Consider the following 25,980-nt stretch of genomic DNA (forward strand, 5'->3'; position numbering starts at 1 on the left):
GCGGGCAGGGGCCGGCGTCAGCACCCGGGGCGGTGCGCGCTCGGCGCCCGGCCGTAGGTGGCGCGGAAGGCGCGGCTGAACCCGGCCGCGTCGGTGAAGCCGTGACACCGCGCGATCCGGCCGACCGGCACGTCGGCGAACCGCGGATCGGCGAGATCGCGCCGAGCCCGCTCCAGCCGCTCGCGGCGGATCCGGCGGGTCACCGACTCGCCGGTCGCGGCGAAGAGCCGGTGCAGCTGCCGGACCGAGACGAAATGGGCATCGGCGATGGACCGTACCCCCAGTTCCGGGTCGGCGAGGTGCTCGGCGATGTAGCGTTCGACGCGGTCACGGAGCTCGTCCCGGGACCGCTCGGTCCCCGGGGGTGACCCCGCCGTCCCGGCCAGTTCGCCGGCCAGGGTCGCGACCAGACCGCCGGTCTCGTCGGCGAGCCGCGCCGCTCCGGCGGAGCTCAGCGCCGGAATGTCGGTCAGCTCGCGCAGCACGCCGGCGACGATCCGACCGAGACCGGAGTACCGGGCGTCGAGCCGGTGCGCGGTCGCCGCGGCGGACGCGCCGGGCGCGAGGTCGATCGACTCGCGCGGCCACGTGAAGACCTGCAGCCCCCAGTCCGCGGTGCACATCCAGCTGAACGGGCGGTCGGTCTCGTAGAGCGCGAGCTGCCCCGGGTGCAGGACGGCACGGCGGCCGTCCTGCTCCAGCACCGCCGTCCCGCGGGTCAGCAGCCCCACCTGCAGGAACCGCCGGTCGTCGCGGGAGGCGAGCTGCGGGGTGCGGCGGCACACCTGGGGGACCGAGGACACCTCGGAGACCTGCAGGTGCGCCAGCGTCGCGCTGTGCACCGACCCCGCGAAGGCACCGCCACGTCTGCGGTCCGGGGCGACGTCGAGCGCGACGAAGTCATGACGCAGCGCCTCCCGCCACTCGTCGCAGCGCCGGGTGCGGGACGCGACCGGCGCCGAACCGGGAACGAGGACCACGGGCACCTCCGCAGCGGCCGGGGAGTGTCGGCACCTCGATGAGTCCACCGCCCGGAGCCGTCCCGGTCAACCGGCAGCCGGGCACGCAGCGGCAACACCCTGGCACGCATCGCCACCCCGCGGCCTCGCCGACGGCACGACCCTGGTCGTGATCCCAGGAGGACGCGCATGACCACCACACCCCAGCTCCCGATCGTCGACCTGCACGGTTCCGGCACCCGCCGGGCGATCTGCCCGCACGACTGCCCCGACGGCTGCGCGATGACCGTCACCGTCGAGGACGGCCGCGCGACCGCGGTCCGCGGCGACGCCGAGCACCCGTTCACCCGGGGCGGGCTCTGCGTGAAGGTGAACAACTACGTCGACCGCGTCTACAGCCCGGACCGGGTCACGACCCCGCTGCGGCGCACCGGTCCGAAGGGCTCCGGGCGCTTCGAGCCGATCGGCTGGGACGAGGCGCTCGGGACCGTCGCGGGAGCCTTCCGGCAGGTGATCGACGAGCACGGTGCCGAGGCCGTGCTGCCGGTCAGCTATCTCGGCACGCAGGGGACGCTGAACGGGCTCAACGTCGGCGACCCGTTCTTCAACCGGATGGGCGCCACGGTCAGCGAGCGCACCTACTGCGACTCCGGTGCGTCGACGGCGTACGTGATGAGCGTCGGCCCGACCGCGGGCGTCGACCCCGAGAGCCTCGTGCACGCGCGCTACATCGTCATCTGGGCCTGCAACATGATCTCGACGAACCTGCACCTGTGGCCGTTCGTCGCCGAGGCCCAGCGGCGTGGGGCCAAGGTCGTCGTCATCGATCCGGTCCGGCACCGCACCGCCGCGCGCGCCGACTGGCACATCCCGATCCGTCCCGGCACCGACGGCGCGCTCGCCATGGCGCTCATCCACGTGATCACCACCGAGGGCCTGACCGACGAGGCCTACGTCGCCGACCACACCCTGGGCATCGACGAGCTCACCGAGCGGGCCGCGGACTGCACCCCCGAATGGGCCGAGGCCGAGACCGGGATCCCGGCCGCCGACATCCGCACCCTGGCCCGCGAGTACGCGGCCGGGCAACCGTCGATGATCCGGATCGGCGTCGCGATCGAGCGCCACCCCGGCGGCGGCTCCACGGTGCGCGCCATCTCCTGCCTGCCCGGCCTGGTCGGGGCCTGGCGCCGGCCCGGCGGCGGCCTGCTGGCGCTGCCGCTGTGGGCGTTCCCGGTCAACTGGGACACGCTGTCCCGCCCGGAGCTGCGGCCACCGGGCACCCGGGTCGTCAACCAGTTCCACCTGGGCGCGGCGCTCGCCGGGGAGATCGAGGGACCGCCGATCCACGCGCTGATGGTCTACAACTCCAACCCGGTCGTCGTCTGCCCGGACCAGGACAAGGTCCTCGCCGGGCTGGCCCGCGAGGACCTGTTCACCGTCGTCTCCGAACAGTTCCTCACCGACACCGCGACCTACGCCGACATCGTGCTACCCGCGGCGACCCAGCTCGAACAGACCGACGTCATGTTCTCCTGGGGTCACTTCTACATCGGACTCAACCGGCCGTCGATCCCGCCGGTCGGGGAGGCCGTGAGCAACACCGAGCTGTTCCGGCGGCTCGCCGCCGCCATGGGGTACGACGACGAGTGCTTCCGGATGACCGACGAGGAGCTGATCGCCGCCGCGTACGACTGGTCCGCCCCGGCACTGGCGGGCATCACCCCGGAGACGCTGGCCGAGACCGGCTGGGCGCGGCTGAACCTGCCGGGCCCGGACGAGTACGCCCCGCACGCCGAAGGCGGGTTCCCGACGCCGTCGGGCCGGCACGAGTTCCGCTCCGGTGCGGCCGCCGGCGGCGACTTCGTGCTGCCCCTGTTCCGGCAGGGGTCGAACGAGTTCCAGCCCGGTGGCGAGGTGGACCCGCTGCCGCGGTACGTCCCACCGCCGCGGGCCGACGGGGCGCACCCGCTGTCGCTGATCTCGCCGAAGTCGCACGCGTACCTCAACTCCAGCTACGCCAACCTGCCCGCCCAGCAGCGGGTGCAGGGCGAGCCGGCGGCGTGGTTGCACCCGGCCGACGCCGAGGACCGGGCGCTCGCCGACGGCGACCTCGTGCGGGTGTTCAACGACCGCGGCGAGATCCTCGTGCGGGCGGTCGTCACCGCGGACGTCACCCGCGGCGTCGTCCTGGCGCACATGGGGGCGTGGCGGTCGCAGGCGAAGGGCCAGTCCACGGTCAACGCGGTCAGCCCGACCGGGTTCGCCGACCTGGGCCGTGCCCCGACGTTCTCCGACACGAAGGTGCAGGTCGAACGGGCCTGATCCGGGAGCGTGCGCGGGCGGGTGGGCTCCGGCTGCGCCCTCGTGCACGGGGCCGGTCGTGCGCGGGGCCCGCTGTACACCGGGTCGGCTGTGGACCGGGTGGGCTGTGGGTGGGGCCGGTGCCATGGGGCCGGCTGTGCACGGACTCCGCCGACGGCTGGGACCGCGCCCTGTGGGCCCCGGCTCGACGGCGAGCTGGGTGCGGGGCCGGCCGTCCACGAGGCGTCCGCGCACGAGCGCCACGGCCGCCGTGCGAGGATCCCCGGTCGTTGCGCCGTGCACCCGGTGCGCCCCACCCGGGCGCGGGACGGAGCCGGCGCGCTCCGCCCGCGGCCCGGGCGGGGAGCTGTACCGCACGGGGAGCACGGTGGAACGCGCCAACAGGTCGCCGCAGGACGATCAGCTGCAGCAGCAGGACCAACAGCAGGACGACCAGCCGCGGCGGCACGGGCAGCCGGGACAGCGCGCGCCGGGGCTGCGCCGGGACCTGAGCGGCCGGCAGATCGGGATGATCGCGGTCGGCGGGGCGATCGGCACCGGCCTGTTCCTGGGCTCCGGGCTCGCGATCTCGGTCGCCGGGCCCGCGGTGATCGTCGCCTACGCGGTCGCCGCCGTCGTCGCCCTGATCCTGGCCTACGCGCTCGCCGAGATGGTCGTGCGGCACCCGGAGGCGGGCGGGTTCGGCCCCATCTCGCAGCGCTATCTCGGCGACGGCGCCGGGTTCGTCCAGCGCTGGATCTACTGGGCCGCCCAGGTCGTCAACATCGGCAGCGAGGTCGTCGCCGCCGGGCTGTACCTGCAGTTCTGGTACCCGGAGCTGCCACTGTGGATACCGGTCGTCGGCTTCTCGGTGATCATGCTGGCGCTCAACGCGGGGGCGGTGCGGCTCTTCGGCGAGACCGAGTACTGGTTCTCGATGATCAAGGTGGTCGCGATCGTCGCGTTCATCGCGGTCGGCGTGACGGCGATCGTGTTCGGCCTGCCCGGGCAGGAGCCGGCCGGGATCGGGGCACTCACCGAGCACGGCGGCTTCGCGCCGAACGGGCTCGGTGCGATCTGGCTCGCGCTCGCGATCGTGACGTTCTCCTTCCTCGGTACCGAAGCCGTCGCCGTCACCGCCGCCGAGTCGCGCGACCCGGGCCGGGACATCCCGCGGGCCGCGCGCCGCACCGTGCTGCGGCTGGCGGTGTTCTACATCGGCGCGATGCTCGTCGTGGTCACGCTGCTCCCCTGGAACACCGTGTCGACGGGCGAGGAGGTCACCGAGTCGCCGTTCGTGCGGCTGTTCGCGCAGGCCGGGGTGCCGGCCGCGGCCGCGGTGATGAACTTCGTGGTGCTCACCGCCGCGCTCTCGGCGATGAACACCAACCTCTACGTCACCGCACGGATGACCTACTCGCTGGCCCAGGACGGCTACGCGCCACGCGCGCTGGCCCGTACCGGCCGCAACGGCGCACCGCAACGTGCGCTGGCCGTCTCGGCCGCCGGGCTCGCGCTCGCCGTGCTGGTGTCGGTGTTCGCCGAGTCCACCGCGTTCCCGCTGCTGGTCGGGCTGGCGCTGTTCGGTGCGCTCACCACCTGGCTGCTGATCTTCGCGAGCCACCTGGTCTTCCGCAGGCGGACCGCGGGCGAGCACGCCGCGGTCCGGCTGCCGGGCGCGCCGTACACGACCGTGGCGGCGATGCTGTTCGTGGCCGCGGTACTGGCGACGACGCCGTTCACCGACCAGTTCTCGACGGCGTGGAAGGCCGGCGTGCCGTTCCTGGCCCTGCTGGTCGTGATCTACCTGGTGATCCGGCGGCGGCGCCGCACGCTCACGCCTTCCTCGGCTCGGAGTGGAGCGTGAGCACCGTCCGGCCGTCGTCCTGCTCCAGGCGGTGTCCCGGCGCCGGGCGGTGAACCCGGCGCCGGGGCGCCCGTCACCAGATGCGCACGCGCCGGCCCGGCTCGGTGAACAGCGCGTCGGTCTCGGTGACCCCGAACGCGTCGTGGAAGGTGTCCAGGTTGGTCACCACCGCGTTGCACCGCAGGTCCGGCGGGGAGTGCGGGTCGGTCGCCAGCCGGCGGATCGCCTCGGCGTCGCGGGTGACGGCCCGCCAGACCTGCGCCCAGCCGAACAGCACGCGCTGCTCGCCGGTCAGCCCGTCCAGCACCGGGGGCTCGCCGCCGGAGTTCGCGATCGCGTAGGCCTTCAACGCGATCGTCAGGCCGCCGAGGTCGCCGATGTTCTCCCCGACGGTGAGCGCGCCGTTGACCGTGTGGCCGGGCAGGCCCATCGGGGACAGCCCGTCGTACTGGTCGATCAGCATCTGCGCGCGGGAGTCGAACTCCTTGCGGTCGGCCTGCTCCCACCAGTCGGTGAGGTTGCCGTCGCCGTCGTACCGGGAGCCCTGGTCGTCGAAACCGTGCCCGATCTCGTGGCCGATCACCGCGCCGATGCCGCCGTAGTTGGCGGCGTCGTCGGCGTCGGCGTCGAAGAACGGTGGCTGCAGGATCGCCGCCGGGAACACGATCTCGTTGAGCCGCGGGTGGTAGTAGGCGTTGACCGTCTGCGGGGTCATCAGCCACTCGTGGCGGTCCACCGGGCCGCCGAGCTTGGCGTACTCGAAGTCGTGGCGCCACTCGGCGGCGCGACCGGCGTTGCCGAGCAGGTCCGCCGGGTCGATCGTGAGGTCGGAGTAGTCCTTCCACCGCTCCGGGTAGCCGATCTTCGGCGTGAACCGGCCGAGCTTCTCCAGCGCCCGCTCGCGGGTGGCCGGGCTCATCCAGTCCAGAGTGGAGATCGACTGCCGGTAGGCCTCGACGAGGTTGGCGACGAGCTCCTCCATCCGCTCCTTGGCCCGCGGCGGGAAGTGCCGCTCGACGTAGAGCTTGCCGACGGCCTCACCCATCGCGCCCTCGACCAGCGACACGCCGCGCTTCCAGCGCTCGCGCAGCGCGGGCGTGCCGGACAGCGTGCGGCCGTAGAAGCCGAAGTCCTCCTCGACCAGGTCCGCGGAGAGGTACTCGGCGCAGGCCGAGGCCACGTGCAGCGCCAGCCACGCCTGCCACTGCTCGAGCGGGCGGTCCGCCCACAGCGCCGCGGCCTCGGTGACGAAGCTCGGCTGCCGGACGATCACCTCGTCGTAGGCGTGCGACGGGACGGCCAGCGCGGCCTCCCACTCGGCCCAGTCGAACCCGGGCGCCGCCGTGCGGAGCTGCTCGCGGGTCATCAGCGTGTAGGTCTTCTCGGCTTCGCGGTTGGTGACCCGGTCCCAGGACGCCGCGGCCAGCGCCGTCTCCAGCTCCATGACCTGCTCGGCGACCCGGCCCGGCTCGGCCAGGCCGACCAGCTCGGCCAGGCGCCGCAGGTGCTCGACGTACTCGGTGCGGATCTCGGCCGAGTCGTCCTCGCGGTAGTAGGCCTCGTCGGGCAGCCCCAGGCCGGACTGGTTGAGGTTGACCAGGTAGCGCGAGGAGTCCTTGGCGTCGGTCGCGATGAACTCGCCGAACAGCGCGACGCGGCCCTCGCGCTGGCGCCGCCCCAGCACGCCGGCGAGCGCGGCCCGGTCGGGAGCGGCGTAGACCTCGTCCAGCAGCGGGCGCAGCGGTCCCACCCCGAGCTGCTCGGCGCGGTCGACGTCCATGAACGAGGCGTAGAGATCGCCGACCTTGCGGGCCTCGCTGCCGGGCTCGGCGGAGCCGTCGGCGCACTCGGCGACGATCGCGTGCACCTGCTCCTCGGCGCGGTCGCGCAGCACCCGGAACGCACCGTCCTGCGAGCGGTCCTCGGGGATCTCGTGGGTGGCCAGCCACCGGCCGTTGACGTGGGCGAACAGGTCGTCCTGCGGGCGGACGCCGGGATCGACCCAGCGCAGGTCGAGGCCGGAGTGCTTCGGCTCGGTGGTCGTCATGGGGCCCATCCTGCCTGCCGGGGCCGACGGTTTCGAGCAACCGGGCGGCTGTTCGCGCAGGGTGGACCGGTAGAACGGCCACCGATGAACGACATGTGGGACGAGCTGTTCGAACCGCCCGACCCGGAGGACGTCCTCGGCGATCTGTACGAGCTCGCGGTGGCGGTGTTCGACCTGTGGCGCAACGGCTCCGAACCGGCGTGGGTGGCGTGGGCGTGGGGTGTGCTGACCTCGGCGGGCCTGACGGCGGCGCGCACCGAGTACGAGCGCGGTGAACTGGTGCTGCGGCTGGCGGCGCTGCGCGCGTTCCACCGGGAGTTCTGTGCCCGGGCGTTCGGGATCGGGGAACCCGGGGAGCCGGACCTGGACCCGGACCGGGTGCTCGGTGATCATCCACGCCTGCACCCGGTGCTGCTCGGCGTGATCGCGGAGCGGCGCGGGCTCGACCTCGCCGACGGCACCGGCGCCGGTGAGATCGACTTCGACGTCGCGGTCACGACGACGGCGCTGGACCGGCTGGTGGCCACGGAGTACCGCCGCGTCGTCCCGGCCCTGCTCGCGGGGGCCGGTGCGGCCGAGGTGGCGGCCGCGACCTGGGCGTCGTCGCTCGACGACGTCCGCTACCCGCTGCCCGGCCACGAGATCCGTGCCCTCACGACCACCGACGTCACGCCGCAGGCCCGGGCTGCGTTCGACTGGGTGCGCTCGGGCGCCCGCCCGGGCTGAGCGGTCGCCGCGGGCCGGGCGACCGGTGCCGGCCGGCCCGGGCGGGGACGGACTTGTCCGGACACGGGTCGGCGACGCACCATCTGGCCGTGACCCTTTCTCTCGATCGGACCCGGTCCACGCCCGCCATCGACCTGCTGGAGGGCGAGCGCCTGCTCTGCCGCCTGCCCGGCGACGGGCCGGACCGACCGTTCGAGCTGTTCACCCTCACCCCGGTCGGGCGGACGCTCGGGGCCGAGATCACCGGCGTCGATCTGCGGGAGGAGCCGTCCGCCGAACTGCGCGCGGAGATCCACCGGGCGCTGCTGGAGTGGAAGGTCCTGTTCTTCCCCGGGCAGGAGGTGACCGGGGCGCAGCAGCGGGCGTTCGGCGCGCTGTGGGGCCCGCTGGAGACCAACCCGATGCTGGACCGGGGTGACTCCGCCGACGTGGTGCGGTTCGGGGCCGGGCAGCGGACCTACGAGAACATCTGGCACGCCGACACCACGTTCCGGCCCGAGCCGGCGATGGGGGCGGTGCTGCGGATGGTGCAGACGCCGCCGTTCGGCGGGGACACCCTGTGGGCGGACATGGCCGCCGCGTACGACAACCTCGGCGACGACGTGCGGGCCCGCATCGACGACGCGGTCGCCGTGCACGACATGGTCCCCGGTTTCGCCCGCTTCCTCGACCCGGACAAGCTCGCCCGGCTGCAGGACCGGTTCCCGCCGGTCACTCACCCCGTCGTCCGGACGCACCCGGAGACCGGACGCCGGACGCTGTTCGTGAACGCGTCGTTCACCACCGAGATCGTGGGGATGGCGCGCGAGGAGTCGGACGCGCTGCTGCGGCACCTGTTCGCGCAGGCCCACGTGCCCGAGTACCAGGTCCGGTACCGCTGGGCCGAGGGCACCGTCGCGTTCTGGGACAACCGGGCCACCCAGCACTACGCCGTCGGTGACTACCACCCGCACAAGCGGGTCGCCGAGCGCGTGGCGATCGCGGGGGACCGGCCGTACTAGGACGGCCGTTCCCGGGAGTTCCGGAGCTCAGGAACCGGAGGCCCGGCGCCACGGACGGCGCCGGGGCTCCGGGGCCTGCTCCTCGTCGACCGGTGCGGCGATCGCCAGGCGTCCGACCTGCTCGTTGAGCACCTTGAGGTGCACCCGGACGTCGTCGTGCGTGGGATCCAGCACCGCCTGCTCGGCGATCTCGGCGGCCTGGTCCACCGAGTGCTTCAGTGAGGACTTCGCCTTGTCCAGCCGGTTCGCGATCCGGCGGGCCGGGGGCTCGGTGATCCGGAACCGGGCCGGCTGGATCGAGTCGCCGACCGCCGCGAGCCGCTGCACGGCCTCCAGCTCGGTGTCGAGCCGCTTGCCGATCTCGGTGAGCCACGTCCGCACCTGCATCGCGGTGATCACCGAGGTGATCCGGTGGAAGCGCTCGACCTGCTCGGTGCAGTCGGCCACATAGGACTTCCAGTACCGCGACAGCGGGGCGGGCGGCGGCTCGGCGGCGGACGGTCGCAGGCGTGGCACGGCTACAGGGTGCCGGACCGGCAGGGCGCCGGGCCCCGCGGGTCGGTGCCGCCGGCCCGCCCGGTGCGGATCACGGGATGTGCCCGTCGGCCGCGAGCACCGGTGGGGCGGCGGCGACCGTGTCCGGGTAGAGCAGCCCGCTGCCGGTGTTGAGCACGACGACCGACTCGCTCCCGTTAAGCCACCCGGACTCGCGCAGCCGCCCGGCCGCGGCGACGCACGCGGCGCCCTCCGGGCAGATCCAGGCCCCCTCGTCGCGGGCGAGCGCGTGCTCGGCGGCGAGCAGCTCCGCGTCGGAGACGGCGACGGCGGTGCCGCCGGTGTCGTGGACGGCGTCGAGCACCAGGAAGTCGCCCAGTGCCTTCGGCACGGTGATCCCGAACGCGACCGTGCGCGGGTCGGCGGGCGGCTCCGAGCTGCGGAGCCCCGCGGCGAACGCGTCGACGATCGGGGCACAGCCCTCTGCCTGCACGGCCACCAGCCGGGGCATCGGGCCGGCGAGCCGGCCGAGCTCGACCAGCTCCTGCAGCGCCTTGTGGATCGCGATGATCCCGACCCCGCCGCCGGTGGGGTAGAGGATCACGTCCGGGGCCCGCCCGCCGAGCTGCTCGACGATCTCGTAGCCCATCGTCTTCTTGCCCTCGACCCGGTAGGGCTCCTTGAGCGTCGAGGTGTCCTGGTAGCCGGCGCCCCGTTCGTTGCGCCGGGCGACGGCGTCGGCGACGAGCCGGCCCGCGTCGCCGATCAGCCCGTCGACCAGGTACAGCTCCGCACCGGACACGACGCACTCGCGCCGGGTGATCTCCGGGGCGTCCACTGGCATCGCGATCAGCGCGCCGAGCCCGGCGCGGGCGGCGTAGCAGGCCCAGGCCGCGCCGGCGTTGCCGTTGGTCGGCATCGCGATCGCCCGGACCCCGAGCTCGGCGGCCCGGGAGACGCCGACGGCGGCCCCGCGCGCCTTGAACGCGCCGGTCGGCACCAGCCCCTCGTCCTTCATCAGGAGACGGGGCAGCCCGAGCCGGGCGCCGGCCCGGGGCAGCGGCAGCAGCGGTGTCATGCCCTCGCCCAGCGTCACGACGCGCGCGGGATCCCGTACCGGCAGGACCTCGTGGTAGCGCCAGAGGTCCGGCGGCCGGCCGGCGACCTCGGCGCGGGTCATGAGCTCCCGCGCGCGGTCGAGGTCGTAACGGGCGAGCAGGGGCGCACCCGCGTCGGAGAGCCCGGCGACGGTGTCGGCGTCGTGGCGGGCCCCGGTCCGGGAGCACTCCAGGTGGGAGAGCGTCGAGAAGGGAGTGTGCACGCCGTCAGCGGACCCCGCGGCGGCGCCTGCGGGCAAGCCGTGAGGCGGATGTCCGATCTGTCCCGCTCCGGGCGATACGGGTACCGTGGTGGTCATGCCGCCGACGGCCCCATCGCGCACGGGCGCGGCGCGTCGGCCGTTGATCAGGTGGGACGTCGCGCTCGCGGGCTCCGCCCTCGCCCTGTCCGGGATGCTGATCGCGCTGGGCGTGTTCGGCGGGGTCTTCCTCGTCGCGTTCCTCGACTACTGCCCGCCGACGACCTGCAGTTCCTCGCGGGTCCTGGTCTCCGTGAGCTGCGCGGTCGTCGTCGCCGTCGCGGCCGGGATCGCCGGCTCGGCGATCACCGTGCTGCGCATCGTGGAGCGCCGGATCTCCTGGCCGTTCGCGATCGTGACGCTCGCCGTCGTGGGGACGGCGATCGCCGTCGGCGCCGTCGACTACACCAGCGCGATCGGGTACTGAGCGCCTCCCGCGGCCCGGAGCGCCGGGTCAGTCCTTCAGCCAGGCGTACGCGGTCTGGCGGGAGATCCCCAACGCCGACGCCATCGCGCTGATCTCGCACCCCGCCTCGCGGCCCGCGCGCAGCAGCTCCTTCTGCCGGTTCCGCAGCTCCTCCAGCTCGGAACCGACCGCGCGCATCCGGGTCAGCAGCTCCTCGGCGTCATCGGAGGTCCGTCGCCGACCGGCGCCGGGCCGGTCCCACGACCGGACCTCGTCGGCGTCCCACACCTTCCGGCCCGCGGGACCGGGCTCCGGCAGTGCCGTGGGCGCCTGCCCGCGGCTGACGTAGGAGTTCCAGGTGCCCACCCGTACGCCCCAGTGCGCAGCGCAGTCGTCGGCGGTCCAGCTCGTCACGGCCCCAGCCTCCCACCCGCCTGCGGTGCCGACCCCGCGTGGGCTCTCAGGCGGGTTCGGTGAGCTCCGCGCGTACGCCCAGCAGCCGCACCGGGCGGTCGGGATCGAGCTCGTCGAGCAGCTGCGCGGCGACGTCGGCGATGGCGTCCGCGCCGCGCCCGGGCGGGTCCAGCGCGCGGCTGCGGGTGGTGGTGCGGAACGACCGCGTCCGCACCCGGATGCCGACGCGCACGCAGTCGCGGTCCTCGGCCGCGACGTCGGCGGCGACCCGGTGGGCGAGCGTGCGCAGCTCGGTGTGCAGGGCGGCGCGGTCGGTGAGGTCGGTGGGGAACGTCGTCTCCCGGCTGCGCGAGCGCGGCACCCACGGGCCGGTCTCCAGCTCGGTGCGGCCCATCCCGCGGCCCAGCGAGACGTAGTACGGCCCGCGGTTCGGGCCGAGCCGGGCGGCGACGTCGCCGGGGCGGGACTCCGCGAGCCGGGTGACCGTGGTGATCCCGAGCTCGGCCAGCGCCCGTGCGGTGGCGCGTCCGATGCCCGGCAGTGCTTCGGGCGGGTCGGCGCCGAGGGTGGCGAACCAGTTCGCCGCGGTCAGCTCGGCGATCCCGCCGGGCTTCGCGTAGCCGGTGGCGGTCTTCGCCCGCAGCGTGTTGTCGCCGATCCCGACCGCGCAGGACAGCCCGGTCGTCGCCACGGTCCCGCGGATGCGGTGGGCGAGCTCCCGCGGGTCACCGTCGGTGCCGACGAACGCCTCGTCCCAGCCGATCACCTCGACCGGCTCGCCGAGGCCGCGCAACAGGCGCATCACCTCGTCGGACACCTGCTCGTAGTACGTCGTGTCCGAGGGCAGGAAGACCGCGTCCGTCTCGGCCAGCCGGCGGCGGGCCAGGCGCATCGGCATCCCGGACCGCACGCCGTACCCGCGGGCCTCGTACGAGGCCGTGGCGACGACCGTGCGGGCGTGCGGGTCGTCGAGCTGCCCGGCGTCCCCGCCCACCACCAGTGGCCTCCCGGCGAGCTCGGGCCGGCGCAGCAGTTCGGCCGCGGCCAGGAACTGGTCGAGGTCGGCGTGCAGGATCCAGCGGCTCATCGCCGTGAGAATGCCGCAGGAGCAGCGAGAACGTGCGCAGGAGCAGCGAGTGTGTGAGCAGGCGCAGCGAGAACGTGCAGGCGCAGCGAGTACGTGCGCAGGCGCGGCGGGACTGCGCGCAGCGCGGTGAGGACGCCGATGCGCGTCAGGGGCGCAGGGCCGTGACGACCCAGCGCAGCGTGGCGCGGTCGGTGCAGCTGGCGAGCAGCTCGGCCTGCTCGACGTCCGCGGCGTCGTGGCTCCGCGCGTCGAACAGGTCCTCGACGACGCCCGGGACGTCGAGGTGCTCCCCGCTCAGCGCCCGCCCGGGACCGGTCAGCCGCAGCCGCGCCACCAGCAGTCGCAGCGCGCGGTGGCCGAGCACCCGCATCCCCGGGGTCAGCAGCGGGGACGACGGTGCCGGCCCGCGGTCGGCCGCGGCGTGCCGTCCCGGCGGCGGGACCGCACCCGGGAGCCCGCCGGGCAGGGTCACGGCCGACACGGCGATCACGCCGCCGTCGAGCATCGCCCAGGCGTCGGTGGCCGGGCGGTGGACCTCCCGGCCGGACGCGGCAGGCAGGTCGTGGTGGGCGAGCCAGCGGCGCAGCCGCGGGCGGAGGTCCCAGCGGACGTCGAACACCCCGTCACCGAGCTCGGACGGGGTGAACACCTCGTTCCAGTGCGGACCGGTGGGTCCACCGCCGACATCCTCGCGGCCGACCTCGGCCTCCGGCTGGATCGCCATCGCCTGCACCCCCCGGGCACGCTCGCCTGCCGGCCCGGGAACCGGATCCGCTGCCGTCGGGGACCCGGTGAGTGATGTCACGCCCGAGCCGGGCAATCAGGATACGTGCAGCTGAAAGGGTGTACAGGTCGGTGCACACGGCCGTACCCGCTGGTGTGACAACCTCTCCGGAACCGCTGCGAACGGCGCAGTACACACGCCGGAATGCAGGGCCTTCTGACGCTCCGTCAGCGGATCGGGTTGCCTGTCGGTGATGCATGACACGATCGTGCGACCCCGCGGGCGGCGGTAACGAGGCAGGATGTCCGCAGCGATCCACAGGTGACGGTGACGTGGAGGCGACATGGACGGGCAGTTCGACAGGATTCCGGCGGTGCACCCGGGGCTCATCCCGGCCGCGCGACGCTCGGTGGAGACGCTGCCGTCGGGTCGTGGTGTCGTCGACGCCGACCGTGGACGGGTGCTCGGCCGCTACGCGCGCCTGATGCGGTCCGGACGGCCCGAGGTCTGCCGGCCCGGGCGCCGGGAGGTCGAGGACCGCGAACGGTTCGGCGCCGCCGGGGCGGCCGGGAGCGACGGCAAGGTCATCTACCCGGACCGGGACGCCGCCGAGTGTGCGGCACGCGAGCTCGAGGCGCTCGGCGGGCGGCCGCAGCGGGCGTACCTGTGCCGGCGATCGCGGCGCGGGCACTACCACCTGACGACCGACCAGGTCGCCGAGCGTCGCCAGATCCCGGCCGAGCTGATCCCGCAGCCCCGCCGCGGCGGCTGACGGCAACCTTGCAATCTCCCTTCCGGGGCGACACCGCCCGGCCGGTGTGATGCGCGGCACACGCTGATCGTCTAGCGTGGGTGTGGCGATGGTCACGAACACCCGATGGTCGTGGGTGCCATCGCGCCGAACCGACGCGGACCACCGCACGCCGACGCACCGGGAGGGATCTTCCGTGAACCCCCACCTGCTCGAGGAACGAGTCGCCACCGTCACCGGGGGCCCCGGCCTCGCCGAGAACGCTCGTGCCAGTCTCGCCGCACACAAGGCGACGGCCGACGCCTGCCGCCGGCGCACCGGGGAACGGCGCGCCGAGCTGGAGAAGGCACTGTCCGGTGGCGACGGCGGTCGCGACGCGCTGGACCTGCTGCTCGAGCTGGACGCGCTGGAACGCGTGCAGGACCGCATCGACCAGCGCCTCTCCGAGCTCTGCGAGTCGCTCACCGAGACCGGCACGCCCCGCTACGGCGACGCGTAGTCCCTCCGGACCGTCCGCGCGCCCGGGCGCTCGTGGTTCGATGACGGCTGGTTCGATGACGGCGACGCCGCCGTCGTAAGAAGCGAGGAGATCACGTGCGCGCAGTCCAGGTCGTCGAACTGGGTGGACCGGCCGCGGTCCGGGTCATGGACGTGGACCCGCCGGCCCGCGGGGACGGCGAGGTCCTGATCGATGTCGCCGCGGCCGGGGTGAACTTCCCGGACGTGCTGCTGACCAAGGGCATGTACCAGTACAAGCCCGACCCGCCGTTCACCCTCGGCTCGGAGTGCGCCGGGACGGTGCGCGAGGCGGGGCCGGGCAGCCGGTTCTCCCCGGGGGACCGGGTTGTCGCGTTCACGATGTCCGGGGTGTTCAGCGAGGTCGTCGCGGTCCCCGAGCACACCGTGCTCCCGCTGCCCGACGAGGTGGACTTCGCCGCGGGTGCCTGCCTGCCGATGAACTACCTGACCGCGCACTTCACGCTGGAGACCCGCGGCGGGCTGAAGGCGGGCGAGACCGTGCTCGTGCAGGGGGCCGCCGGCGGCATCGGGACCGCGGTCGTGCAGCTCGCCGCCGCGCTCGGCGCGACCGTGATCGGCGTGACCTCCAGCGAGGCCAAGGCCGACGTCGCGAAGCGGGCCGGTGCGACGCACACGGTCGGCGTCGAGGGGTTCAAGGACGCCGTCAAGGAGATCACCGGAGGTGCCGGGGTCGACATGGTGGTGGACCCGGTCGGCGGGGACCGCTTCACCGACTCGCTGCGCAGCATGGGCCCACTGGGCCGGCTGATGGTCGTCGGGTTCACCGCGGGCGACATCCCGACGGTGAAGGTCAACCGGCTCCTGCTCAACAACATCGACGTCCGCGGCGTCGGCTGGGGCGCCTACGCCCTGGGCCGCGAGGACTTCATCCGCGCCGAGTGGGACGCCCTGCTCCCGCACCTGCGTTCCGGTGCGCTCGACCCGCTGATCTCCGAGCGCTTCGGGCTGGAGAAGGCGGGGGAGGCGCTGTCGCGCATCGACGACCGGGTCGTCACCGGCAAGGTCGTCCTGGAGGTCTGACGGTGCGGTTCCGTCCCCGGTCCGGCGCGTCGAGCCGGACCGGGGGCCGGGCCGGGCCGGTGCCGGACCGGGGCCCGACCGCTCAGCCGGCCGGTTCGAGGTTCTGCCGGACCGGGTTCCGCGGGTGCGGGGTCGGCGTGGGCCGCGCGGGGGGCGCCGTGGGGTCGCGCGGGGCGGGTGCCGGGCCGGACCAGCCCGGTCCGGGGCCGGGCACCGCCGCGACCGGCTCGGCGACGTGCAGCCGGTGCCGGGCCGCCGCGGCCCGTCCCGCCGGGCCGGTCTCGCCGAGCGCGTGCAGAGCCAGCGCCCGGTGGGCCGGGACCTCGCAGCGGCGCAGGAACCGGTCCAGCTCGCGTACCGCGTCCGCGCTCTCCCGGGCCCGGGCCCACGCGACGACCTCGGCCTCGGCGACCTCGTCGCGCACCCCGGCCAGCCGCACGCAGACGTACTCGATGTCCTCGTCGGCCAGCTCTCCCGGTGCGGGGACGTGCATGCCCTGCTCCAGCAGGTACTCGTGCACCGCCCACAGCCCCATCGGCGTCAGCGCGACGACCGTCGGGTCCGGGTCGTCGCGGTGGGCCACCACCGAGAGCTCGTCGAGCTCGTCGGCGTCGAGGGTCTCGCCGAGCTCGATCGCCCCGAGCAGCTCGCACGCGTCCAGCAGGGCGGTGACGTCGCGCCGCCACAGCCGCTGCTCGACGTCGCCGGCGAGGTCGTCGACCACGCAGCCGGCCTCGTCGTTGACGGTGTCGCGGACCTGGCGGTGGAAGTGCTCCAGCGGGACGGGACCGCCGCCGGTGCCGTAGAGCGCCACCCACAGCATCGGGAACGCCTCGGACATCGACATCCCGAACAGCGAGGGGGCGCCGAACACGTCGGTGCCGCCCAGGTTGTCGCCGAGCCGGCCGACCGACTCGAACACGCGCCGCCAGAGCTCGATCGGCCGGTTCAGCAGCGGGCCCGCGCTCTTCACCGGCAGCAGCCGGCCGCGGACGATGCGGACCAGCCGGGCGGCCCGCGCCCAGCGCAGCAGCAACGAGACCTCGGGCAGGTCGTCGCTGGTGCGGGCGGTCTCCCGGTAGAGGTGGTCGAGCTGCAGGTGCGCCGCGAGGTCGAGCGCGTCGGCCCGGCCGAGCCGCCCGTCCGAGGTGAGCCGGCGCCCGGCCCGGACCCACACCGTCAGCCGGCGCAGCAGGTCGAGTCCCTCGGAGCGCTCCGCCGCCTCGACCAGGGTGGCCGCGCTCGGCATCGGCACCGGCGGGAGCTCGGGGTCCCACTCGGTGCGGGCGGGACGCTCGGCGTCGCGTCGCATGATCTCGGCCAGCGCGTGCCGGTCGACGTCGGCCTCGCCGGAGCCGGCGCGGTCCAGGAAGCGCTGGACGGCGATCGGGTCCGCGGGGTCGATCCCGTTGCGGTGCAGCTGCACGCCCCAGAACTTGCCGAGATCGTAGTTGCGCTCGTCGGCGAGGCCGTCGCGCAGGGCGGGTGTGGAGTCGACGACCTGGCGGTGCAGCGCGTCGGTGGAGGCGGACTGCGGGTCGAACCAGTCGTGGTCGTCGAGGAAGTCGATCAGAGCATGGAAGGCGGGCGCGACGTCGTCCGGCTCGAGCACCGTCACCTTGCGCGGGAACCACATCCCGAGCGCGTCGGCGATGTGCGAGCGGTTCCACCGGCCGAGCCGGCGGTCGCGTGCGTACTTGTAGTCGACGGCCGCTGCGACGAGCGCGGCGTCCACCTCGACGCGGCGTCGCCGCGCCCAGACGAGGAACTGGTCCAGTAGCCGGCTCCGGGCCTCGGCGTACCCCTGATCGTCCCCGGGGGTGAACACGAGACGCATCCGGCCCACTGTGTCAGGTCCCTCCATCCGTCCGGTCGCGGGGTGGACACGGTGATCCACCTCAGTGCGGGTGCACGACCACCGATGATCTCCGGTGCGTGCGGGGGCTCGCGCACCGGGATGTCCTCCCGGTGCAACGAGCGGGCGGCGCCCGAGTGACTGCCGCCGAGGAACCGTCCCACGAACGACGGTGGCCGGGCACCCACGGGTGCCCGGCCACCGGTTCGTGCGGCAGGCGGTCGTCAGTCGCCGCCGACCGGGCTGTCCTTGCGGCCCGCGTCCGACGTGCCGGTGTCCCCGGTGTCGGAGTCCTCGGGCGCGACCGGGCCCTCGCCGGGCTCGGTCATCGTGTAACCGGGGCCGGTCCCGGGGCCGTTCGAGTAGCCGTTCTCCGGCGGCTCCTCCTTGTAGTCCGGCGGGAACGGGGCGACCTTGACGTAGAAGTCGTCACCGTGCCGGTTGGTGGCCCAGTCGACGGCCTGCTCGATGACCTCGGCGCCCTTCTTCTCCCGCAGGACCACCGGGTCGCGGCGCAGGTCCTTGAACAGCGCGAAGCAGAGCAGGACCATGATCACCACGAACGGTGCGGCCACCAGGATCGTGAAGTTGGTGATCCCGTCGAGTGCGTTCTCCCCGCCGGTGATCAGCATCAGGACGGCCACGGCACCCATCACCGCACCCCAGAAGATGACCACCCAGCGGCTCGGCTCGATGGTGCCGCGCTGCGAGAGCGTGCCCATCACGATCGACGCCGCGTCGGCACCGGAGACGAAGAAGATGCCGACCAGCAGCATCACCAGGATGCCGGTGATCACCGACCACGGGTAGGCCTCGAGCATCTGGAACAGTTGGACGTTGGAGTCCTCGGAGAACTGGACGCCCTGCTGGGACTGGGTAATCGCGGTGCCACCGAAGATGCAGAACCAGACCAGCGAGACCAGGCTCGGCGCCAGGATGACGCCGCCGACGAACTCACGGATGGTGCGCCCGCGGGAGATCCGGGCCAGGAACATGCCGACGAACGGCGTCCAGGAGATCCACCAGGCCCAGTAGAAGATCGTCCAGCCGGACAGCCACTCGAGCATCGGCTCGCCGCCGACGGCCTCGGTACGCCCGACCATCTCGAAGAACTGCGAGAAGTACGCGCCGATCGAGGTCGGGATGAGGTCGAGGATGATCACCGTCGGGCCGACGACGAACACGAACAGCGCCAGCAGACCCGCCAGCACCATGTTGATGTTCGACAGCCACTGGATGCCCCGGGCGATGCCCGAGACCGCGGACAGCACGAACGCCGCGGTGAGGACCACGATGATCGCGGCGAGGATCGCAGGGCTCACCGGCCCGTCGGTCCAGCCGACGATCTGCATGCCGCCACCGATCTGGAAGGCACCCAGACCCAGCGACGCCGCGGACCCGAACAGGGTCGCGAAGATCGCGAGGATGTCGATGGCCCGCCCGATCGGTCCCTCGGCGGCCTTCTTGCCGATGAGGGGGATGAACGCCTGGCTGATGAGCTGACGACGGCCCTTGCGGAACGTCGAGTACGCGATGGCCAGGCCGACGACGGCGTAGATCGCCCACGGGTGCAGCGTCCAGTGGAACAGCGAGGTGGCCATCGCCACCTGCATCGCCTCGGTCGTGCCCGGCTCGGCCGCACCGGGGGGCACGGACGTGGTGAAGAACGAGAGCGGCTCGTTCACGCCGAAGAACATCAGACCGATGCCCATGCCGGCGGAGAACATCATCGCGATCCAGGAGACGGTCCGGAACTCCGGCTCCTCGGTGTCGGTGCCGAGCTTGATCCGGCCGAACCGGCTGAACGCGAGGAACAGCGCGAACGCGACGAAGGCGGTCGCCGCCAGGATGAAGCCCCAGCCGCCACCGCGCATCAGACCGTCGAGCATGGAGCTCGCGGTGTTTCCCAGGTTGTCCGGGGCGATGATGCCCCAGACCACGAAGAGCAGCGCGATCGCCGCGGCCACTCCGAAGACGATCCAGTCGGTACGTGGCCGACCTTCACCGGACCCGGCAGCGCCGGTGTCCGTGCGTGGTTCCGCCTGTGTCATGACAGGTCACGCCCTGCGGGCGCATCCCCCTCCCGGTCGAATACGGTGAAAAGTGCACAAGTTGGTTGTCGCCGGAAGTGTAGGCGACCCCCTGACCGCGCTGGTGCAACCGCGCACCATACGGACGAATCGTCGCAGGTCAACCCGCTGTAAGCGACTGTTTCGATTCGATATCGGCGTGCTGCGACGCGGTTTCGGCGCTCCAGCCGGACGCCGCGACCCCGCCGGGCACCGGCGCGGCCGGGTCGTACGGGGTGCGGGTGAGGACGAACGTGGCCAGCCGGAGGTGGTCGCCGGTGATCCGCAACGTCTCCCCGGCGAAGTAGCCGTCCAGGCCGACCCAGGTCCCGTCCGGGCCGGGCCGGAACCGCGACGACCGGCCCGGACGGCCCAGGCCACCCAGGTGCAGCAGCCCGCCGGGCACCGCGCGCAGGGCGTACGGCGAGGGGCCCCAGAACCACGGGCCGAGCAGGGCCGGGTCGATCGGGCACGGTTCCGGTGCCCAGGCGTCGACGATCCGGGGCTCGGCCGCGCGCAGGTCGGCGAGCAGGCGGGGACCGAGCCCGGAGTCCAGCCCGGCCGTCGTGTTGCCCAGTGCCAGCGCGCCGGTGCCCTCCTCGCGGTCGACCCACAGCCCGGCCAGGAAACCGGGCATCGAGCCGCCGTGGCCGACCAGGGTGACGCCGTCGACCCGGTGAACCTGCACCCCCAGGCCGTAGGCCGCCCAGCTCGGCGACGCGGCGTCGATGCCGGCCGGCAGCGTCATCTCCTCGACCGTCGCGGGCGACAGGACCCCGCCGGTGTCGCCGAGCAGGAACGCGCCGAGGCGGGCCAGGTCCCGCGCGGTGCACCAGAGCTGGCCGGCCGGGGCCATCACGCCCGCGTCGTGCTCGGGCTCGGGCAGGGTCAGCTCCGCCCAGGGGTGCACGGCGTGCCCCGCGGCGGCGGGGGCCTGCGGCCGGGGCGAGGTCCGAGTCATGTCCAGCGGGAGCAGGACCTCGCGGCGGGCGACGTCGGCCCAGTCCGCCCCGCGCCGGTGGGCGACCAGCTCGCCGAGCAGCCCGAAACCGAGGTTGGAATAGTGGAACCGGCGGGCCGCCGGGAGCACCCGGTCGTCGTCGGACAGGGCCAGCTCCGCCAGGGAACCGCCTGGAGTGCGCTCCCACCACTGTCCCGGGCTCTCCGCGCCGGCCCCGGCCAGGTGCGAGAGCAGCTGGCCGATCGTGCGGTCGCCGAACGGGGTGCCGGGCAGGTGCCGCTCCAGCGGGTCGTCGAGATCGAGCAGGCCCTCGTCGCGCAGCCGTAGCACGGTGACCGCGCAGACCGTCTTGGTGATCGACCCGATCCGGAACTGGACGTCGTCCGGCGCCGCCCCGGCGGGCAGCGCGCCCCGGCCCGCGTGCCAGGCCAGCCCGCCGTCGCGGACGACCCCCGCGACGAGCCCGGGGACGCGGCCGTCGCGCTGGGCGCGGGCGACGCGGGCGAGCAGGGTGCGCTGGGTGGTGGGGAGCAGGTCGGACATGCCTGCGACCGTAGTCCGGCGGTGTGGCGCGGGCCCGGGGTGGCGCGCGGTGCGGGTGTGGCGCTGCCGCCGTGTCGTCAGCGCCCGCGCGCGAGACGGTGCAGCAGGGGAGCCGTGCGGAACCCGACGAGCGAGCGCATGACCAGCGAGGTCGACGTCCGCTCCACCCCCTCGATCGCGAGCAGGTGCCCGGCGATCCGGTAGAGGTCGTCGGCGTCCCGGGCCACCAGGTGCACCAGCAGGTCCTCCTCACCGGAGATCCCGTGCACCTCCAGGACCTCGGGCAGCCGATCCAGGGCGCCGGCCACCGCGGCCAGCTCGCGCTGCACGACCCGCACGGTGACGAAGGCGGCCAGCGGGTAGCCGAGCGCGGCCGGGTCGACCCGGCGCTCGAAGGTGTCCAGCGCGCCGAGGCGGTCCAGCTTCGCCAGCCGCGCCTGCACCGTGTTGCGCGACAACCCGACCCGCTCGGCCAGGGCCAGCACCGTGGCCCGCGGGTCCGCGGCCAGCTCGAGCAGCAGCCGCGCGTCGTGGCCGTCGAGGTCGGTGCGGGCGGGCGGCACGGCATCGTGCGGCGGCGGAGCATGCTCGTCGGCCGGGGCGGGGGTCCCGGCGTGGATGCGGTCGTCGGTGTGCACTCTGCCCGCCCTGGCTCGGCTCGGTCGGGCCCGCATCGAGCAGTCTGCTCAGAATTGCGGGTTCCGGTTGTGCACTCATCGTGATTGATGGTGCGCTGTCAGGGCAACCTGCGTGTAGCGCTGCCGCTGGGGACGGTCGTCCCCGGGGACGCCCGGGGTGCAGTGACCCGGGTGCAGTGACTCGGGACGACGAAGCTGGAGAGAACGATGACCACCGCCGCCGACCCCTCGTCCGCCACGGCCGCGCCGGCCGCGGATCCGCTCGCCGAGATCGAGCAGCGGGTGCTGTGGCTGTCCACCGCGATCATCGATGCGGCCAACCGGCGAGGTGACCCGAGCGGGCTCAAGGTGGGCGGGCACCAGGCGTCCTCGGCGTCGATGGTGACGATCATGACGGCGCTCTGGTTCGAGCACCTGCGGGCCGACGACCGGGTCTCGGTGAAGCCGCACGCCTCCCCGGTGCTGCACGCGATCAACTACCTGCTCGGCGACCTCGACGAGTCCTACCTGCCGACCCTGCGCGCGTTCGGCGGGCTGCAGTCCTACCCGTCGCGGACCAAGGACCCCGACCCGGTCGACTACTCCACGGGCTCGGTCGGGATCGGTGCGACCGCCCCGATCTGGGGTGCGCTCGCCCGGCGCTACGTCTCCGCCCGGTTCGGGGGAGCGGACGCGGACCCGGCGGAGGCCGGCCGGCGCGGCAGGCAGTACTCGCTGGTCGGCGACGCCGAGCTCGACGAGGGCGCGGTGTGGGAGGCCATCCTCGACCCGATGGTCGGCGAGCTCGGCGAGGTCGTGTGGATCGTCGACCTGAACCGTCAGTCGCTGGACCGGGTCGTGCCGAACATCGGCACCCCGCGGATCGAGGGCATGTTCCGCGCCGCCGGGTGGCAGGTCCTCACCGTCAAGTACGGCCGGCTGCTGCACGAGCTGTTCGCGCGCCCCGGCGGGGACGCGCTGCGGGCCCGGATCGACGGCATGCCCAACCCCGAGTACCAGCGGCTGCTGCGCTGCGACGCCGACGAGGTCCGCACCCGGCTGCCGGACGTCGGCTCGGGACCGGACGGCCCCGCCCTCGCCGAGCTGGTCGCGACCCTGGACGACGCGACGCTGCTCGCCGCCGTCCGCAACCTCGGCGGCCACGACGCCGCCGCGCTCGGCGAGGCGTTCGACGAGATCGACGACTCCCGGCCGACGGTGATCCTCGCCTACACCGTGAAGGGGCACGGGCTGGCCACCGCGGGGCACCCGCAGAACCACGGCTCGATCCTCACCGCCGAGCAGATGGCCGAGCTCGCCGACGCGGTCGGCGCGGACGTCGACGACCCGTGGCACCGCTTCCCCGCCGACTCGGCCGCGGGACGGCTCTGCGCGCGGACCGCGGAGCGGCTGCACCGCGAGGAGACGGTGCCGGTGCCGGCGCCGGAGCTCCCCACCGACATCGGCCGCACGCCGTCCGGGCGCGCGACCACCCAGGCCGCGCTCGGCCGTGCCCTGCTCGACCTCACCCGGGAGGCCCCGGACGCGGCCGCCCGGGTCGTGACGCTCTGCCCGGACGTGTCGTCGTCGACGAACCTCGGCGGCTGGGTCAACAAGGTCGGCGTGTGGTCGACCGCGGAGCGCAAGAACTGGTTCGACGACGACCCCGAGACGATCCTGCACTGGCGCGAGCGGCCCACCGGGCAGCACCTGGAGCTGGGCATCGCCGAGGGCAACCTGGTCGGCGCGCTCGGCGAGCTGGGCGCCACCTGGTCGCGGTGGGGTCAGCCGGTGCTGCCGATCGGGGTGCTCTACGACCCGTTCGTCGAGCGCGCACTGGAGCCGTGGTCGTTCGGGATCTACGCCGGCGGGCAGTCGATCCTGGTCGGGACGCCGTCCGGGGTGTCGCTGGCCCCCGAGGGCGGGGCCCACCAGTCGGTCACGACGCCGTCGGTGGGGCTCGAGCAGCCCGGGTGCGTGACCTACGAGCCGGCGTTCGCGATCGACGTCGAGTGGACGCTGCTGGCCTCGCTGGCCCGGCTCGGGCGTCCGGACGGGACCTCGGCCTACCTGCGGCTGTCCACCCGGCCGGTCGACCAGGCCCTCGCCGACGTGCCCGCCGACCCGGCGGCCCGCGAGCGGCGCCGCCGCCAGGTCGTCGCCGGCGCGTACCCGCTGCGCCGGGCGGCGGGGGAGCGCCCGGACCTGACGATCGCGGCGATGGGCCCGCTGCTGACCGAGGCGCTCACCGCCGCCGACCGCCTCACCGAGCAGGGCTACGCCGTCGACGTCGTGTGTGTGACCGCCGCCGGACTGCTGTTCGACGCCGTGCAGGCGCGCGCCGGCCGCCCGGCCCGGCCGCAGGCCGAGCCGTGGATCCTCGAGGCCGCGTTCCCGGCCCGCCGGGCCGCGCCCCTGGTCACGCTGCTCGACGGGCACCCGCACACGCTCGCGTTCCTGGCCGGGGTCAACCGGGTGCCGGCCACCCACCTGGGCGTGTCGCGGTTCGGGCAGTCCGGCGACCTCGGGTCCGTCTACGCCCACCACGGGCTGGACGCCGACGCGGTGGTGGGGGCGGCGTTCGACCTGCTGTGACGCTCGCTGCGGCGCTCGACCTGCTGTGACGCTCGACTGCGGCGAGCTACCGCAGGATCTCCACGAGCAGCACCCACGTGTTCGTCAGCGCCCCGCCGAACGCGGCGACGGTGCTGACCACGATCCCGTGGGTGCCGGCCACCGAGCCGGCCACGAGCAGCACCCTGGCCACGACCGTCCCGCCCACGGTCAGCACGGTGACCACGACGGCGCCGATCCGGGTGGCGCGGGGCTGCTCGGCGGGCCGGGGGCCAGGACGGCTCAGGTGGATCAGCGGTGGCCCGAGCGCCACGCTCAGCACCAGCAGCTCCACGCCGTAGGCGAGCGGGTGCTGCGGCACCAGCAGCAGCATCGCCGACAGCGTCGGGACCACCAGCAGGAGCAGCGCGAACGCCGCGCGCGACGGCAGCGACGCCGACGTCACGATCTGTCGCAGATTGATCGACATCGACACGAACAGCAGGCCGATCAGGGCGGCACCGGCACCGGTGACGGCGACCCCGAAATCACTCCAGGACTCCACGGCGGCCGCCCTCCCCGGTCCCGGCGCGGGGACCGGGGGAGGAGTCGGTGGCCGGCCCCGGGGTGTTAGCGGCGGCCCGGGGTGTCAGCGGTGTGCCCCCGGTCAGGAGGAGGGCGCCGGTGGCTCCTGCGGCGGTTCGTCGTCGCCGGACTTGTCGCCGTCGGACTTGCCCCCTGCGGCGAGGAACCGCTCGAACTCGGCGGCCAGCTCGTCGCCGCTGGGCAGCTCGCCGCCGTCGAGACCCTCGGTGAGGTCCCCGGACTCGCGGGCGGCCGCCACCTGGTCGTACTGCTCCTCGAGCGCCTTCACCACCTGCACGACCTCGTCCGACTCGGCCATCTGCTCGGCGATCTCGCTGTCGGCCTGCTCGGCGGCACGGGTCAGCGTCTCGGTCGGCAGGTACAGCCCGGCGGCGAGCCCGGCGTGGTCGAGCAGGACCCGCGCCGCCTGGGGGTAGGCCGACCGTGCCAGGTAGTGCGGCACGTGCACGGCGAAGCCCATCGCGTCCTGCCCGGCCTGGCCGAGGCGGTACTCCAGCAGCGCGGCCGCGCTGCCCGGGACGTCGGCCGTGGCGAACCACGGGGTGTGGCCCTCGACCAGCTCCGACCGGGTCGCGTGCGCGGTCACCCCGATCGGGCGGGTGTGCGGGACGGCCATCGGGATGCCCTGCAGGGTGATCACCAGGCGGACGCCGAGCTGCTCGACGAGCAGGCCCATCGCGGCGACGAACCGCTCCCACTGGGTGTCCGGCTCCGGCCCGGACAGCAGCAGGTACTGCGTGTCACCGGTGTCGGAGAGCGCGACGACGTCGAGCGTCGGCGGGTGGTACTCGGTCCAGCGGTCGGTCTCGAACCGCAGCGGTGGGCGCCGGGAGCGGTAGTCGACGAGCTGGTCGACGTCGAAGCCGGCCACGCGGGTGGTCTCGCGGTCGTCGGTCAGCGCGCCGACGGCGAGCGCACCCGCGTTGCCCGCGTCCACGAACCCGTCCAGGACGACGATCAGGACGGGCTCGTCGAGCTCCGGAGCGGCCGGGTCGACCTGGTAGAGCTGTGCGGGATCGAGCACCGGTGTCCTCCATGTCGTGGCGTGCGCGGCCGACCCTATCCGGAGCCGGGGCGG

The 25,980-nt window shown here is 74.0% G+C and carries 22 protein-coding genes; 9 read left to right on the top strand and 13 right to left on the bottom strand.

All coding sequences use genetic code 11. The features are described from left to right. Positions 1-17 precede the first annotated feature (17 nt). A complete protein-coding gene (locus tag BM093_RS05995; RefSeq protein ID WP_177238293.1) occupies positions 18-980 on the bottom strand; it encodes an AraC-like ligand-binding domain-containing protein in 963 nt (320 codons plus the stop codon). Positions 981-1,148: 168 nt separating this feature from the next. Here BM093_RS05995 and BM093_RS06000 point away from each other — a divergent pair, with 168 nt between their 5' ends. Together BM093_RS06000 and BM093_RS06005 are read left to right on the top strand one after the other, a co-directional pair. Further along, positions 1,149-3,284 (top strand): molybdopterin-containing oxidoreductase family protein, encoded by a 2,136-nt coding sequence (locus tag BM093_RS06000; protein WP_093338420.1) that lies wholly within the window; start codon positions 1,149-1,151, stop codon positions 3,282-3,284. Between the two features lie 475 nt (positions 3,285-3,759). After that, the gene (locus tag BM093_RS06005) at positions 3,760-5,130 is read left to right on the top strand and encodes an amino acid permease (protein WP_093338703.1); all 1,371 of its coding nucleotides are present in this window, start codon (positions 3,760-3,762) and stop codon (positions 5,128-5,130) included. A 73-nt stretch (positions 5,131-5,203) separates the two neighbouring features. Here the strand turns inward: BM093_RS06005 and BM093_RS06010 are convergent, their stop codons facing one another. Continuing rightward, positions 5,204-7,177 (bottom strand): M13 family metallopeptidase, encoded by a 1,974-nt coding sequence (locus BM093_RS06010; protein ID WP_093338423.1) that lies wholly within the window; start codon positions 7,175-7,177, stop codon positions 5,204-5,206. An 84-nt stretch (positions 7,178-7,261) separates the two neighbouring features. Here BM093_RS06010 and BM093_RS06015 point away from each other — a divergent pair, with 84 nt between their 5' ends. After that, complete coding sequence (locus tag BM093_RS06015) at positions 7,262-7,903, top strand: hypothetical protein (RefSeq protein WP_093338426.1); 642 nt, start codon at positions 7,262-7,264, stop codon at positions 7,901-7,903. An 89-nt stretch (positions 7,904-7,992) separates the two neighbouring features. Then, on the top strand, positions 7,993-8,904 hold the full coding sequence (locus BM093_RS06020; RefSeq protein ID WP_093338429.1) for a TauD/TfdA dioxygenase family protein: 912 nt from the start codon (positions 7,993-7,995) through the stop codon (positions 8,902-8,904). Between the two features lie 27 nt (positions 8,905-8,931). Here BM093_RS06020 and BM093_RS06025 read toward each other — a convergent pair whose 3' ends face one another. Together BM093_RS06025 and BM093_RS06030 are read right to left on the bottom strand one after the other, a co-directional pair. Then, positions 8,932-9,420 (bottom strand): hypothetical protein, encoded by a 489-nt coding sequence (locus BM093_RS06025; protein WP_093338432.1) that lies wholly within the window; start codon positions 9,418-9,420, stop codon positions 8,932-8,934. 70 nt (positions 9,421-9,490) lie between these two features. Then, positions 9,491-10,720 (bottom strand): threonine synthase, encoded by a 1,230-nt coding sequence (locus tag BM093_RS06030; protein WP_245773332.1) that lies wholly within the window; start codon positions 10,718-10,720, stop codon positions 9,491-9,493. A gap of 94 nt (positions 10,721-10,814) precedes the next feature. On the opposite strand from BM093_RS06030, the gene BM093_RS06035 reads away from it, so the two are divergent. Then, positions 10,815-11,183 carry a hypothetical protein gene (locus BM093_RS06035; RefSeq protein ID WP_093338435.1) on the top strand — a complete coding sequence of 123 codons (369 nt, stop codon included), beginning with the start codon at positions 10,815-10,817 and terminating at the stop codon, positions 11,181-11,183. Positions 11,184-11,210: 27 nt separating this feature from the next. Here BM093_RS06035 and BM093_RS06040 read toward each other — a convergent pair whose 3' ends face one another. The 3 genes from BM093_RS06040 to BM093_RS06050 form a co-directional block, all read right to left on the bottom strand. Then, positions 11,211-11,576, bottom strand: a complete 366-nt coding sequence (locus tag BM093_RS06040; protein WP_093338437.1) for a hypothetical protein — start codon at positions 11,574-11,576, stop codon at positions 11,211-11,213. A gap of 46 nt (positions 11,577-11,622) precedes the next feature. Next, positions 11,623-12,663 carry a DNA polymerase IV gene (locus BM093_RS06045; RefSeq protein WP_093338440.1) on the bottom strand — a complete coding sequence of 347 codons (1,041 nt, stop codon included), beginning with the start codon at positions 12,661-12,663 and terminating at the stop codon, positions 11,623-11,625. Between the two features lie 145 nt (positions 12,664-12,808). Next, positions 12,809-13,387: a hypothetical protein gene (locus tag BM093_RS06050; protein WP_143105276.1), complete on the bottom strand. Its 579-nt coding sequence runs from the start codon at positions 13,385-13,387 to the stop codon at positions 12,809-12,811. 343 nt (positions 13,388-13,730) lie between these two features. On the opposite strand from BM093_RS06050, the gene BM093_RS06055 reads away from it, so the two are divergent. The 3 genes from BM093_RS06055 to BM093_RS06065 all read left to right on the top strand — a co-directional run bounded on the left by BM093_RS06055 (position 13,731) and on the right by BM093_RS06065 (position 15,698). After that, a complete protein-coding gene (locus BM093_RS06055; RefSeq protein WP_093338446.1) occupies positions 13,731-14,159 on the top strand; it encodes a hypothetical protein in 429 nt (142 codons plus the stop codon). 175 nt (positions 14,160-14,334) lie between these two features. Next, complete coding sequence (locus tag BM093_RS35780) at positions 14,335-14,637, top strand: hypothetical protein (RefSeq protein WP_093338448.1); 303 nt, start codon at positions 14,335-14,337, stop codon at positions 14,635-14,637. A gap of 95 nt (positions 14,638-14,732) precedes the next feature. Next, positions 14,733-15,698, top strand: a complete 966-nt coding sequence (locus BM093_RS06065) for an NADPH:quinone oxidoreductase family protein (RefSeq protein ID WP_177238294.1) — start codon at positions 14,733-14,735, stop codon at positions 15,696-15,698. Positions 15,699-15,780: 82 nt separating this feature from the next. Here BM093_RS06065 and BM093_RS06070 read toward each other — a convergent pair whose 3' ends face one another. The 4 genes from BM093_RS06070 to BM093_RS06085 form a co-directional block, all read right to left on the bottom strand. After that, the gene (locus BM093_RS06070; RefSeq protein ID WP_143105278.1) at positions 15,781-17,535 is read right to left on the bottom strand and encodes a hypothetical protein; all 1,755 of its coding nucleotides are present in this window, start codon (positions 17,533-17,535) and stop codon (positions 15,781-15,783) included. Between the two features lie 242 nt (positions 17,536-17,777). Further along, a complete protein-coding gene (locus tag BM093_RS06075) occupies positions 17,778-19,604 on the bottom strand; it encodes a BCCT family transporter (protein WP_093338454.1) in 1,827 nt (608 codons plus the stop codon). A 139-nt stretch (positions 19,605-19,743) separates the two neighbouring features. Beyond that, a complete protein-coding gene (locus BM093_RS06080) occupies positions 19,744-21,126 on the bottom strand; it encodes a serine hydrolase domain-containing protein (RefSeq protein WP_093338456.1) in 1,383 nt (460 codons plus the stop codon). 77 nt (positions 21,127-21,203) lie between these two features. After that, a complete protein-coding gene (locus BM093_RS06085; RefSeq protein WP_425439105.1) occupies positions 21,204-21,764 on the bottom strand; it encodes an Lrp/AsnC family transcriptional regulator in 561 nt (186 codons plus the stop codon). A 207-nt stretch (positions 21,765-21,971) separates the two neighbouring features. Here BM093_RS06085 and BM093_RS06090 point away from each other — a divergent pair, with 207 nt between their 5' ends. Beyond that, on the top strand, positions 21,972-24,338 hold the full coding sequence (locus tag BM093_RS06090) for a transketolase-like TK C-terminal-containing protein (RefSeq protein WP_093338460.1): 2,367 nt from the start codon (positions 21,972-21,974) through the stop codon (positions 24,336-24,338). Between the two features lie 46 nt (positions 24,339-24,384). Here the strand turns inward: BM093_RS06090 and BM093_RS06095 are convergent, their stop codons facing one another. Together BM093_RS06095 and BM093_RS06100 are read right to left on the bottom strand one after the other, a co-directional pair. Continuing rightward, positions 24,385-24,861: a hypothetical protein gene (locus BM093_RS06095; RefSeq protein ID WP_093338462.1), complete on the bottom strand. Its 477-nt coding sequence runs from the start codon at positions 24,859-24,861 to the stop codon at positions 24,385-24,387. Between the two features lie 102 nt (positions 24,862-24,963). Then, positions 24,964-25,926 (bottom strand): proteasome assembly chaperone family protein, encoded by a 963-nt coding sequence (locus BM093_RS06100; protein WP_093338465.1) that lies wholly within the window; start codon positions 25,924-25,926, stop codon positions 24,964-24,966. Positions 25,927-25,980 lie beyond the last annotated feature (54 nt).

Source organism: Pseudonocardia ammonioxydans (assembly GCF_900115005.1).
GTDB lineage: Bacteria > Actinomycetota > Actinomycetes > Mycobacteriales > Pseudonocardiaceae > Pseudonocardia > Pseudonocardia ammonioxydans.